This is a genomic window from Pedobacter foliorum, assembly GCF_013266735.1.
In the GTDB taxonomy this organism is placed as follows: domain Bacteria; phylum Bacteroidota; class Bacteroidia; order Sphingobacteriales; family Sphingobacteriaceae; genus Pedobacter; species Pedobacter foliorum.
Genome location: NZ_JABSNU010000018.1, coordinates 43436 through 56581, shown reverse-complemented (window position 1 = coordinate 56581; position 13146 = coordinate 43436). Strand labels below are relative to the sequence as shown.

The following is a 13146-nucleotide window of genomic DNA, read 5'->3' as shown; positions in this document are numbered from 1 at the left end:
ATGGTAGGTATCTGAGTAGGATTCTAGGTATTTAGGGTAGTTATTTAGGATCGCAAATAAAAATAGCGCCTGCTTCATGATTATGACACAGGCGCTATTTTTATATTCTGATATTTATTAAACCACTCGTGATTCTGTTAAGCGCTTCGTCATCCTGAATTTATTTCAGGACCTCGCAAGCGCTGTTCCGTCTTTCTCTTGAGGGGTCCTGAAATAAATTCAGGATGACGTGATGCCCTCAACTATGTGAAAAACCTTAGATATCCAGTTTTTTACGGATATCAGAAGGGATACCTTTTTTATGTAATAAAAACGCAGTGGTTTTATATTTCACAAAGTTTTTAGTTACATATAAATAACCGTTATAATCGTTTGTAGCACCCCAAGAGTTCTTAACGATATAATATTCTTTACCATTCTGATCTTTAGCTAATCCGGTAATCTGCATACCATGATCATCAGTAGTTTGATAATCATCAAATGCCGCCTGACGTAAATCTACAGTGATTTCCTTTTCAGCTTTTGGACCATTAAACATTGCTTTTTTCTCTTCGTCAGTCATGCTGTCAAAGTCCTTTTCAGGAACGTAAGCAACACCGTTTTTCCAGCTAAAGCCTTTCTCACTAACATCAGTTGCCCATGCAACGCTATAACCACCTTTTAAAGCATTATCAATGATTTTAGTGATATCGTCCATTTGCACATTATATACCTGATCGTACGACCAGTTATCAGGAACCATCAAAACAGCTTTTTTGTAATATGGAGAAGTATTGAAAGATGAAAGTTCAACATAATCTTCAGGATTAATACCTACAACCTCTTTAGCAAAGCTTTTTGGAGTGTATTCTTTTCCTTCGTAAGTGAATTTTTCAGGAACTGCACCCATACAAGAATCGATAGTTGCAATATATTTAGCTTTCCATTTAGGATCAAACTTACCATCAGCTCCATTTACAGCTTTCTCTAAAATAGCTTTTGTTAAAGTGTTCATTCTATCTGATGATCCAGGAGATCCGTAATCATTACCACTATAAGCTTCCTGAGGTAAAGCACCATATTTAGCCAACATATTAATTACATCATGACATGCACCGCCATCGCCTAATGTTAAGGCACCATGCATACGCACATAATTGATTCCTTTTTCAACATAAACATTACGAGCAGTAAATAAATCGGCAATATCTACCGGTTTTTTGCCCATTCTAATCATTTCCGACTCTAAGAAAGAGTTGGTGCTGTAACTCCAGCAAGTACCAGAAGATTTTTGATTTTTAACAGAAGTTGCTTCAGTATTTATAACTGGTGTAAATTTAAAACTGGTTGCGCTGTTTTCGCTTTGGTTGTTTTTTAATGAATTTACAAGGTTGTCTTGTGCAAATCCAACAGTTGATCCAAGTAGAAGACTTGCTGTCAACCACAATGATCTCATAGAAGTGTTAGTCATTTTATGAATAATAAATTAGTTTTATTTGTGTTTTAAATAACGGTTACAAACTTAACAATAATCTAACTAAGGTGGTAAGTTTACAATAATGTTACAAGAAACACATGCTGGCCAGAGCATCATCTCCATTTTCAGTTATGGGGCCGTTGCCAGGGCGTTGATAGGGCGTTACTAGGGCCTTGGTAGGGCCAAACACCCTGTAAACGCCCTTACATCACCCAAACAAAGCTTAAACATATAGCCGCAGCAACATATCAATTCTTTTATTTTTTTACTACCTTTGCACCGCATTAAACGCCGTTTGCATCGGTATCAATGAATTATGAAAAAATTCCAGACATTACTTTACTATTGCTATAGTCACATAGCCGAGGCAGAACAATTTGCTGCTGATCATCTTACATTCTGCAAATCTTTAAACCTTGTTGGTCGTATTATTGTTGCCAACGAAGGATTAAATGGCACTGTTTCAGGAACAAAAGAATCATGCGACGCCTACATGGCAGCTATAAAAGCTGATGAACGTTTTGCTAAAACTGAATTCAAAATTGACAATGTAGAAGAGCCTTCATTTATTAAAATGCATTGCCGCTACAAAGCTGAAATTGTACACTCAGGATTAAGAGATCCAAACATTATAGACCCAAACAAGCAAACAGGTAAACACCTGGAGCCTGTTGAGTTTCAGAAAATGATAGATCAGGAAGATGTGATCATCCTTGATGTACGTTCAAACTACGAGCACAATCTGGGTAAATTTAAAAACGCAGTAACCTTAGATATTGAGAATTTCAGAGATTTCCCTGAAAAAATAAATGAGCTTGCTAAATACAAGGATAAAAAAGTACTTACTTATTGCACTGGCGGCATAAAATGCGAAAAAGCATCAGCTTTGCTTTTACACCATGGTTTTAATGATGTTTACCAATTACATGGCGGTATCATAAAATATGGTAAAGAAGCAGGTGGCGAAGACTTTGAAGGTAAATGCTACGTTTTCGACAACCGTATTGCGGTTGATGTAAACACGGTTAACCCCTCAATAGTATCTAAATGCTATAACTGTGGTACAATCACTCCAAAAATGATCAATTGTGCCAATCCAGAATGTAATGAGCACGTAACACAATGTGATGATTGCGGAGATGCTTTACAAGGCTGTTGCTCAACTGAATGTACCACCAACCCTCGTAAACGAGCTTATGATGGAACAGGATATTATGTAAAAGTTCCCCAACAGGTAAACGTTCCGAGTAAACAACTATCTTAGCTGTTGATGAACAACGGAATCCTTAAGCACATTATATTTTTTATCTTTTGTTTTCTCTCCGTTTCTGCCACAGCGGACGATATCAAAAGCATAGGGGTTCCTTACATTCAAAATTATCCTAAATCCGTTTATCTTTCAGGTAATCAGAATTGGTCTATTGCCAAAGGCAAAAACGGCGTTATGTATTTTGGAAATACACAGGGTCTTTTAACCTACGATGGCAAATACTGGCAACAATACGAAATGCCAAATAGGCAAATCGTACGTTCGGTTGCTACAGGCGATAACGACATCATTTATACCGGCAGCTTTGGAGAATTCGGCTATTGGAAAGTAGACAATAAACGCCTAAAATATACTTCCCTCATCAATCTTATTCCTAAAGAGTATAAAATGAACGATGAGATATGGAAAATATATGTGGATGGCAAACGTATTATTTTCCAGTCTTTCTCGAGTTTATATATTTACAATGACAACAAAATTAGTGTTGTAAAAATCCCTGCTTTCTTTCTGTTTTTACACAAAGTGGATAAGCGTTTTATTCTTGAAGCTTTAGGAAAAGGTTTGTACGAGCTTGAGGGCAATAATCTTATTCCGCTTAAAAACACAGGTGCTCCCCTTCCCGGATCAGTTCTTTCTATACTTCCTTATAAAAACGGCAGTTTATTAATTGGCACCAGCAAAGACGGCTTGTTTCTATATGATGGCGAGAAATACACACCCTTTAACACGCCTGCAAATGCTTTTCTGCAAACTTATCAATTAAACAACGGGGCTAAAGTACTAGGCAAATATTATGCTTATGGTACAATTTTAAACGGTTTGATCATTATTGATGAGAATGGAAACATTGTGCAAAGGATCAATAAATCGAGTGGTTTACAGAACAATACCGTACTTAGTCTTTATGCCGATGATGAACAGAACTTATGGACTGGTCTGGACAATGGTATAGATCGTATTGAATTAAACTCTCCGCTTTACTTTTATTTTGATAAAACCGGCTTGTTTGGCACTGTTTATTCGAGCCTTATTTATAAAGACAATATCTATTTGGGCACCAATCAAGGCCTTTTTTATAGTCCTTGGGTAGGCAATAAAGGTAATTCATTCAGCTCTTTTGATTTTAAACTGATTCCTAAATCTCAGGGTCAGGTTTGGGATTTGCAGATGATTGATGGCCAGCTTCTTTGCGGTCATAACGATGGTACTTTTAGTGTTAACGGAAACACGATTGAAAAGGTTACTGGTATAAGCGGAGGCTGGGTAATTAAAAAACTAAACGATAACTACCTTATTCAAGGTACCTATAATGGCTTGGTTTTGTTTAAAAAAGATCCGACAGGCCAGTGGAAGTTTGACTCAAAAATTAAAGGTTTCGATGAACCATCAAGATATTTAGAACAAGATGCTAAAGGCGACATTTGGGTAAGCCATGCTTACAGGGGTTTGTATAAACTGGTACTCAGTGCTGATTTTAAAACAGTTACAAGCACAAAGTATTACGATGAACGTAATGGATTGCCAAGTACCTATGGCATCAACCTTTTCACGCTCGACAACAAATTAATTTATTCTTCTAGCGAAGGTTTTTTAACTTACGATGAGATCAGCAATAAGTTTAGCAAGTACACTACCTTAAATAAAGAGCTTGGCTCTTTTGCCACATCCCATAAAATCATAAAAGCCGATTATAAGAAGTATTGGTTTATAAACCATGGTAAAATGGCACTGGTTAATTTTTCTCAACCGGGGAAAATAGAAATTGATTCCAATCGCTTTAGTGTTCTGGATGGCCGTATGGTTCAATACTATGAGAATATCAGTAAAATAAGCGACCATATTTACCTTATCAGTGTTGATGATGGTTTTGTTATTTACAATGAATTAGATTCCTTAAACCACAAAAAGATAGTTTTACCCTCGGTTTTAATTAGAAAAGTAGAGGATATTACAGATACTTACTCTATCCTTAGTGAAGTAGGCAATACAGACTCAGAAATAGAAATTCCTTTTAGCAGAAATAACATCAGGATATCTTATGCACTTCCCTATTACAGACAAAGCAGTATTAAATTTCAGTATTTTCTGAAGGGTTATTCTAAGCAATGGGCTGATTGGAGTACTGCGTCGCAAAAAGATTTCACCAATCTAAGTGCAGGAACTTATACTTTTCTGGTTAGGGCTAAGATTAATGATGAAACAATAAGTAAAGACACTGAGTTTGAGTTTACCATACTCCCACCCTTCTACGCAAGTAAATGGGCTTTTGCTTTATACCTAATCGGCATTGTTCTTTTACTAATTGCCGGTAAGCGCTTTTACGAAAGAAAACTAAAGAAAGATCAGCAAGCCATTTCTGATAAATTACAAACAGAAAAAGAAGAATTCCTAAAGAAAGAAGCTGAAGCAACTGAAAGACAAATCATCAAATTACAGACAGAGAAACTACAGGTTGAACTGGCAGGTAAAAACAGGGAGCTGGCAAACTCTGCCATGAGCCTTGTGTACAAAAATGAGTTGCTGCAAAAGCTAAGTCAGGAGATGCTGAAACTTAAAGATTCTAACGGAAAACCTTTGGCCGAAGAGCAGCTTAGAAAAATTCAGAAGGTGATTGATGACGGCATGAATGATGAGCGTGATTGGAATTTATTTGAGAGCAGTTTTAACGAGGCTCACGAAAGTTTCTTCAAAAAGCTTAAAGCCAACCACCCCGATCTAGTACCAAATGATCTAAAACTTTGCGCATACCTGCACATGAATATGAGCAGTAAGGAAATGGCCTCACTACTCAACATTTCTCTAAGAGGTGTCGAAATACGTCGATATAGACTCCGTAAAAAGCTTGATGTACCCCACGACAAGAACCTCGTAGAGTTTCTAATGGAGTTATAGCACTACATCATTACCTCTCATACCCCTTTTTCAAAGTTCAGATTTATGAAATTCTTTTGGCCTCATGTTGTAGGTCTAAATTTTGTTATGTTGGCATAGGACGCTGTTTTTAGCAAAACAAGTGGCCTATTTCGATTGTTTGAGATAGTATAAGTTTCTATGATGATGTATTAATGTTGAGGTGCTTTATTTGTTTTAACTCAAATACTCTCGGAGATTTATACAACTAACAACTAAATTTTAAACAGCATGAAAAGAATCTTTACAAAACTTTCTGTTTTAACTTTTTTATGTTTCTTTTTTATTAACGCAGCATCTGCACAAGATATTACTATACATGGTGTAGTAAGTGACGGTGCAGACAAGACCACCCTTCCGGGTGTAAGCGTTTTAGTAAAGGGAACAAAAATAGGTACACTAACAGATGCATCAGGAAAATACGCAGTAAGTGCTCCGGCCAATGCGACTCTTGTATTCTCTTACATCGGATATGATCCGATAGAGGTACAGGTAAACAACAGAACAACAATAAATATTGAATTGGCATCAAATTCACAAGAACTTGAGCAAGTTGTGGTAGTGGGTTATGGTACCCAAAAAAAGAAGGACCTTACAGGTTCTGTAGCTCAGGTTAAAGGTGAAGACATCGCACGTCAGCCAGTTTTATCTGCTACTCAAGCCATACAAGGAAAAGTTGCAGGCGTTCAAATTGTTAGCTCGGGAGCTCCTAACAGCTTACCAACTGTCCGTGTACGTGGTACAGGTACAATGCTTGCAGGCGCAAACCCACTGTATGTAGTTGATGGGGTAATCAATGAGGACATAAGAAATATCAACTCAAATGATATTTTAACGATGGACATCCTTAAAGATGCATCTGCTACTGCAATATATGGTATGCGTGCTGCAAATGGAGTTATACTTATAACCACAAAAAAAGGTAAAGCTGGAGATATGCAGATAGAGTACAATGCTACTGCAGGCTTTAAAGAAGCTGCAAAACTGGTTAATATGGCTGGTGCGAATCAATACGCAGGCTATCTTAATGAAGCAAACCTTTATTACGGAACCGGAGACGTTTTAATTACTCCGACAATGTTGCAAAATGGAGCAAATACTGATTGGTATGATGCTATTCTTAAAAGGGGTTTCCAGCAAAATCACAACTTATCAATATCTGGAGGTAGCGATAAAGGAACCTATTTATTTAGTGCAGGTTATTTAAGTGATGCAGGTATTATAAAAACCAATGATTTTAATCGTCTTACTTTACGTTCAAACAACGAATACAACATTACCAACTGGTTAAAATTTACATCAATGACATCTTTTAGCAGATCAGATGTTAGAAATGTAAATCTAGATGCATTTAATATCGCATACAGAGCAGCACCTTATGTCGCTTCTAAAGTGGATGGAAAATATGGTAATACTTCATTATCAAATAATATTAGTAACCCTTTGCTTAATCTTGAAAAAGAAAATAACAGGGAACTTGGAAATAGAATCCAAAGTAATTTCGCTTTAGATTTAAAACCTATTTCATGGTTATCTTTCAGATCTTCATTTGGTATTGATGGCGATTTTGGGAAAGTTACAACATACAATTACCGCTATTTAAATACTGGCCCTAACAATGTTTTCTTAACTGAAGGTGGTAACCAGGTGCGTCCGAACAGCGCATTGGCACTTGAGGATAAAACAACTACAAGATGGGTTTGGGACAACACAGTTACGGCAAACAAAACTTTTGGAGAGCATAGCTTTAATTTATTAGTAGGTACTACAGCAGAGGGTTTCAAGTTTAGAAGCTTTAAAGGATCAAGAACTGATGTTCCTGAGAGTCCAGACCAATGGTATCTTGGAGCAGGATCACCAACTAATCAAACCAATGATAATACAGGTGATAAAGCAACCCGAAATTCATACATAAGTAGATTTAATTATTCTTACGCTAATCGTTATTTATTAACGGCAACTTTTAGAGCTGATGGAACTTCACGATTCCCTTCACAAAACAGATGGGGTTATTTTCCATCTGTCGGATTAGGATGGAACGTTGTAAATGAAAGTTTTATGGCTAACCAAAGAATATTCTCTGCTTTAAAATTAAGAGCTAGTTATGGAAAGGTGGGGAACGACTTAATCCCAACAAGTACATATTTACCATTAGCAACAATAAACAAGCCTTACTTTTTTGATGGAAAAGAATACTTAGGGATTTCATTTGATAATCTTCCTGATAAAAACATTAAATGGGAAACTACCACAGAATACGATTTAGGTTTAGATTTCGGGTTCCTTGAAAACAAACTAACTGGAGAATTCAACTACTATAATAAGAAAACTGAAAATGCACTTGTTGCAATAAGAATTCCAGCTATTCTAGGTGATACCGATAGTCAATACACCACAAACGCTGCATCTTTTAGCAATAAAGGAGTAGAACTTGCTTTAAACTGGGCCTCATCTGTAGGTAAGGATTGGAGCTATTCAATAAATGGTAACGTTTCTTATAACCAAAATAAAATTACAGGTTTAAATGGTGGTCAGGCATTATTTGATGCCAATGTTGGTGGAACTTTTGTTACTAAATCTGACAACAACCAACCAATTGGAAGCTTCTTCTTGTTACAAGCAGATGGGGTCTTCCAAAACGCAGCTGAAATAGCAGCTTCTGCACAAAAAGATGCTAAGCCTGGTGATTTAAGATATCGTGACATTAGCGGAGATGGGGTTATTAATGATGAAGATCGTGCCTTCTCTGGTTCATATCAGCCAAAACTAACATTTGGATTGAATGGTAACGTAACATACAAAGCGTTTGACCTAAATATTGGCACTTACGGTACATCAGGAGGAAAGGTATATAATGGCAAAAAAGCTGAGCGCGAAAACTCAAAAGATAATCTTGAAACAAATGTAGCTAAAAACAGATGGACACCTAATAATCCAAGCAATAAGATTCCAAGAGCTAATCTAGACAAATTACCGGCTTCAACTTACTTCCTTGAAAAAGGTGATTTCTTTAGAATCAACAACCTTACTCTAGGGTACAGTTTGCCTAAAGAGATGATGTCAAAATACAAAATCCAGAAATTAAGGGTATTTGTAACTGCACAAAACTTAGCAACGATAACCGGATATAGCGGATTTACACCTGAGATAATTAGTGATAAAACTCTAAATGCAGGGGTAGAATCTAAAATTTATCCTACAACCAGAACTTTCGCTTTTGGTGTTAATGTTGGTTTTTAACTTTTTAAAAAATACGATCATGTTTAACATAAAACAAGTATTCATCATATTCATTGCACTAGTTGTAATATCTGGTTGCAAGAAGAGCTTTCTTGATGTAGAACCTCAAGGAAATTTAACTGAGGAACAAGCATTAAAAGACCCAGATGCAGCCGAAAAGATGGTGGGCGGTGTATACAACACCCTTTACATGGGTGGGTTTGACCCAACAACCTTTGGATTCCTTTTCGTACTGGCTACAGACGTCGCTTCTGATGATGGAGATAAAGGCAGTACCCCTTCAGATTTCGGATCAGCCGGAGAAATTGACAACTTCACATTTACTCCTTCAAACTTCATCTTCGACAACATTTGGAGAGGCCATTACACCGGTATTGCCAGAGCCAATAGGGCTATCGATATTTTATCAAAAAGTACTTTTGACGAAACAGTTAAAAATAGACTAATTGGAGAATCCAGATTCATAAGAGCACTTTACTATTTTAATCTTGTTAGATTATTTGGAGGAGTTCCCAAACTAATCAGAGTTCCTGAGCCATCAGAGGGCAATAATGAAGAATTTCAGACCAGAGCAACCAAAGAAGCTATCTATCAGATAATTACTGAAGATCTGCAATTTGGAGTTGACAACTTACCTGAAAAAAGTGGATCAGGAGTAGGTAAAGCGACTAAAGGAGCAGCCCAGGCTTACCTTGCTAAGGTTTATTTATACCTAAAAAACTATCAAAAAGCTTACGAATTATCAAAAGCTGTAATGACTTCAAATAAATATAGCCTTGTAAGAGACTACAATTTAATTTTCAGACAAAATGCAGTTGGAGGAGATGGAGGAAACAACAACAGTGAATCAATATTTGAAATTCAAACTGGATTAAATGTTGCAAAAGATGCTGTTAGTCCCCTATTCAGTAATGGACAAGGAGCCCGCTCTAAAGGTGGTTGGAACGATGTTGGTCTAGGGTTTAACACGCCTACTTCCGACCTTGTAAGCGCATATGAGCCTAATGATGTAAGAAAAAATGCTACCGTTATTTTCATAACTCCTACTTTACCTGCAAACAGTCCTGGAACAGTTCTTTGGGACGGTTTCCGTATCCCATCTCAAGATTCAGTGGAGAATTCAAGATATAGCTATAAAGCTTATCACAGTATCCTTAAGGAATCTGTGCCTTTAGATGGAGATAAAGATAAAAGACCTAAAAATATTCGCACTATGCGTTATGCAGAAGTTTTGTTAATCAATGCTGAGGCTGCTGCAAATGCCGGTGGAGATGCCCAAACCCCGTTAAACGAAGTACGTGAGCGTGCAGGACTGACTCCCGTTCCAGCCACAATAGCAAATATCTGGAAAGAAAGAAGGGTTGAACTAGCTATGGAGCAAGACAGATTTTTTGACCTGGTACGTCAGGGAAGAGCAGGAACAGTTCTAAGAGCTCATGGTAAAAACTTCGTAGATGGAAAAAATGAGTTATTCCCTATACCGCAAAATCAACGTGATTTAAGCGGTGGTAGATTGGCTCAGAATCCAGGTTATGGCAACTAATTATTAACACTTTTATAGCGAGTTATGAAAAATACTAAAATATCTGCAAGCGCTCTATGGTGCTTAGCATTAGCAATAAGTTTCAGTTTGGTACAATGTACCAAAGCAGAAAAAGATGATGACTTTACTCCCGGAGACCCACCTCCTGTGGAAGGTGGATTTGTTAATTCCTCAGAAATAGAACCCGCCAGTCTCGTAGCATACTTCCCTTTCGAAGATAACGTGGATGACAAACAAGCTACCGTTACTGGAGGAGCAATAAAAGGATCGGGAACTTTCACAGAAGGACGTAAAGGAAAAGCGTATCAAGGTGCAAATGGAGCATTTATCTCTTATGCAAATCCTGGTGCTGTTGGAGCCCTTACAAGTTTTACCGTTTCCTTTTGGATAAATACTCAAAAACATGATGGAGGGGCGCAAGGAGTTTTTGCATTAAGTAAAGAGGACGGCTCATTCTGGGGCAATTTCTTTGTTATCATCGAAGGAAATAATTCGTCGTCTGACAAAATGCTTACTAAACTACATTTTGAGAAAAATGTTACTCCGCCAATAAATAACGTTGAACAGTGGTTAGATTTACCAGAAGCACTTAGGCCAGATAACATGTACGGCGCATGGAGACAAATTACTTATACTTATGACGAAACTACATCAAAGGTTGCGTATTATGCCAATGGACAACGTATAACTATTGATGAGAATAATGCAGGTGCTATAGTAAACAGAACAGACAGAAAAGCCAATGACACAACTCCACTTGGAGCATTGGCCTTTAAAAACCCTGCTAAATTTGTGATAGGTGGTTACCAAAATCAATTAGGTGCTCCTTATGGAGGTGCTGAACCATGGATGCTTACCTATACCGGCAAATTAGATGAAATGCGTATCTATAAAAAAGCATTGACTCCTCAACAGGTTTCTGCCTTGTTTAAGTTAGAAAGTCAAGGACGATAAAGTTTACCACAACAATCACCATTAAAAAATAATGGTGATTGTTTTACACCTGATCAGTATCTCTGAAAATTATGAAAAAACACTTACTCCTTTTTTATCCATTTCTATTTTTACTGGTAAGCTGTAAGAAAAATTCTACTGTTGTACCCCCAAAAAATAATATCAAGGCTTTCCAGCATACATCAATTAGTATAGACGGCAAGTCTTCAACAACCGGATCGTTCAACAATATTGAGGTGAATCCAGTTGTTAAAATTGCTTTCTCAGAAAGCATCAGCTCTACTGATTTAGCGACTAACATACTTTTTAATGAAAGTTCAGGCGCTGGAATTCCCTTTTCGGCCACTATCGAAAACAACAATACTGTTGTTATTAAACCAACATCGAATTTATCAGGTATAAAAGCCTACAATATATCAATAGCAACTACACTAAAATCTACTCAGGGTGGCAGTCTCGAAACCGCTGTGAGCATTAATTTTAATACCGGCATCGACGATTCAGATAAGTTTCCGAGAATTACCGACGACGAGTTACTAACTAAAGTTCAACAACAAACCTTTAAATACTTTTACGACTTTGGCCACCCCGAAAGTGGAATGGCGCGCGAAAGAAACAGTTCGGGAAATACTGTAACTACTGGAGGAACCGGATTTGGAGTGATGGCACTAGTTACCGGGGTTAGCAGAAACTTTATAACAAGAGCTGAAGGGTTAGCAAGAACACAAAAGATCGTTAACTTTCTAAAAACTGCCAATCGCTTTCATGGTGTTTATCCGCACTGGCTTGATGGCAGTACAGGAACAGTTATTCCATTTAGTCAAAAAGACAATGGTGGAGATTTAGTAGAAACCTCACTCCTTATGCAGGGATTACTAACCGCAAGGCAATACTTTAATGGTGCTGATGTAGCGGAGTCTACCTTGCGTACAGATATCAATGCGCTTTACAATGCTGTAGAATGGGATTGGTACCGAAAAGATAATAGCGATGTCTTATACTGGCATTGGAGCCCTAATTACAATTGGGATATGAACCTTCCTATTCGCGGATGGAATGAATCTCTTATTACCTATGTTCTGGCAGCCTCCTCTCCTACGCACTCAATTCCGAAATCAGTTTATGACAACGGATGGGCACAAAACGGAGGTATGAAAAATGGAAAAAGCTATTTCGGAATCCAATTACCATTGGGCGAAGCCAATGGAGGCCCATTGTTTTTTGCGCATTATTCTTTCCTAGGTATAAATCCAACAGGCTTATCGGATGCTTACGCCAATTATGAAGTACAAAATAAAGCACATGCTTTAATCAATTACAACTATTGTAAAGCAAATCCATTAAACTATTATGGCTATGGAGAAAACTGCTGGGGCTTAACTGCCAGCGATATTCCATCGGGTTATACTGCTAGTTCACCAAACAATGACAGAGGGGTTATTGCGCCAACAGGAGCATTAGCATCATTCCCATATACTCCCGTTGAATCTATGCAAGCACTTAAATTTTACTACTATAAACTAGGCGATAAAATTTTCAAGGAATACGGTTTTGTTGATGCCTTCTCCCTGCAACAACAATGGTTTGCCGATTCTACCTTGGCAATAGATCAGGGTCCAATTATAGTAATGATCGAAAATTACAGAACTAAGTTATTATGGAACTTATTTATGAGCTGTCCGGAAGTAAAAACAGGAATGAAGAGCCTAGGCTTTACTAGTCCGAACCTCTAATAAAATATTGAAACACAAAAACGAGATAACACTCAAATGA

At 37.4% G+C, this 13146-nt stretch carries 7 protein-coding genes; 6 read left to right on the top strand and 1 reads right to left on the bottom strand.

Annotation, left to right across the window (positions count from 1 at the left end):
* Positions 1-256: 256 nt before the first annotated feature.
* Positions 257-1435 carry a C1 family peptidase gene (locus HQN83_RS22940; protein ID WP_217277458.1) on the bottom strand — a complete coding sequence of 393 codons (1179 nt, stop codon included), beginning with the start codon at positions 1433-1435 and terminating at the stop codon, positions 257-259.
* Between the two features lie 337 nt (positions 1436-1772).
* On the opposite strand from HQN83_RS22940, the gene trhO reads away from it, so the two are divergent.
* The 6 genes from trhO to HQN83_RS22910 all read left to right on the top strand — a co-directional run bounded on the left by trhO (position 1773) and on the right by HQN83_RS22910 (position 13106).
* Positions 1773-2720: an oxygen-dependent tRNA uridine(34) hydroxylase TrhO gene (gene trhO, locus HQN83_RS22935; RefSeq protein WP_173093729.1), complete on the top strand. Its 948-nt coding sequence runs from the start codon at positions 1773-1775 to the stop codon at positions 2718-2720.
* A 6-nt stretch (positions 2721-2726) separates the two neighbouring features.
* On the top strand, positions 2727-5618 hold the full coding sequence (locus HQN83_RS22930) for a ligand-binding sensor domain-containing protein (RefSeq protein ID WP_173093727.1): 2892 nt from the start codon (positions 2727-2729) through the stop codon (positions 5616-5618).
* Positions 5619-5867: 249 nt separating this feature from the next.
* Positions 5868-8876: a SusC/RagA family TonB-linked outer membrane protein gene (locus HQN83_RS22925; RefSeq protein WP_173093725.1), complete on the top strand. Its 3009-nt coding sequence runs from the start codon at positions 5868-5870 to the stop codon at positions 8874-8876.
* A 19-nt stretch (positions 8877-8895) separates the two neighbouring features.
* Positions 8896-10419, top strand: a complete 1524-nt coding sequence (locus HQN83_RS22920) for a RagB/SusD family nutrient uptake outer membrane protein (RefSeq protein WP_173093723.1) — start codon at positions 8896-8898, stop codon at positions 10417-10419.
* 24 nt (positions 10420-10443) lie between these two features.
* The gene (locus HQN83_RS22915) at positions 10444-11373 is read left to right on the top strand and encodes a LamG domain-containing protein (protein WP_173093721.1); all 930 of its coding nucleotides are present in this window, start codon (positions 10444-10446) and stop codon (positions 11371-11373) included.
* A 71-nt stretch (positions 11374-11444) separates the two neighbouring features.
* The gene (locus tag HQN83_RS22910) at positions 11445-13106 is read left to right on the top strand and encodes a glucoamylase family protein (protein WP_173093719.1); all 1662 of its coding nucleotides are present in this window, start codon (positions 11445-11447) and stop codon (positions 13104-13106) included.
* Positions 13107-13146 lie beyond the last annotated feature (40 nt).

Coding starts and splice junctions, on each gene's coding strand:
- HQN83_RS22940 (WP_217277458.1), bottom strand. CDS start 1,435: ATGAGATCATTGTGGTTGACAGCAAGTCTTCTACTTGGATCAACTGTT.
- trhO (WP_173093729.1), top strand. CDS start 1,773: ATGAAAAAATTCCAGACATTACTTTACTATTGCTATAGTCACATAGCC.
- HQN83_RS22930 (WP_173093727.1), top strand. CDS start 2,727: ATGAACAACGGAATCCTTAAGCACATTATATTTTTTATCTTTTGTTTT.
- HQN83_RS22925 (WP_173093725.1), top strand. CDS start 5,868: ATGAAAAGAATCTTTACAAAACTTTCTGTTTTAACTTTTTTATGTTTC.
- HQN83_RS22920 (WP_173093723.1), top strand. CDS start 8,896: ATGTTTAACATAAAACAAGTATTCATCATATTCATTGCACTAGTTGTA.
- HQN83_RS22915 (WP_173093721.1), top strand. CDS start 10,444: ATGAAAAATACTAAAATATCTGCAAGCGCTCTATGGTGCTTAGCATTA.
- HQN83_RS22910 (WP_173093719.1), top strand. CDS start 11,445: ATGAAAAAACACTTACTCCTTTTTTATCCATTTCTATTTTTACTGGTA.